This is a genomic window from Citrobacter sp. Cm046, assembly GCF_030333065.1.
GTDB classification, from domain to species: Bacteria; Pseudomonadota; Gammaproteobacteria; order Enterobacterales; family Enterobacteriaceae; genus Citrobacter; species Citrobacter murliniae.
In genome coordinates this window covers 1-216 of sequence record NZ_JAOWGP010000012.1, presented here as the reverse complement: position 1 = coordinate 216, position 216 = coordinate 1, and the positions used below count along the sequence as shown (strand labels likewise).

The 216-nt window shown below is 52.3% G+C and carries 2 tRNA genes; both read right to left on the bottom strand.

Going from position 1 to position 216, the window contains the following annotated elements:
• Positions 1-2: 2 nt before the first annotated feature.
• Positions 3-76 (bottom strand) — tRNA-Arg (locus OGX98_RS00775).
• 63 nt (positions 77-139) lie between these two features.
• Positions 140-216: transfer RNA gene (locus OGX98_RS00770), tRNA-Arg, on the bottom strand.

Genomic DNA, 216 nt, shown 5'->3' with positions numbered 1-216 from the left:
GGTGCATCCGGGAGGATTCGAACCTCCGACCGCTCGGTTCGTAGCCGAGTACTCTATCCAGCTGAGCTACGGATGCATCAAGGAAACTTATTTTACTGCCGATACTGAAATCGCTATAAAAACGGTTTCAAGTAAGAGATGGTGCATCCGGGAGGATTCGAACCTCCGACCGCTCGGTTCGTAGCCGAGTACTCTATCCAGCTGAGCTACGGATGC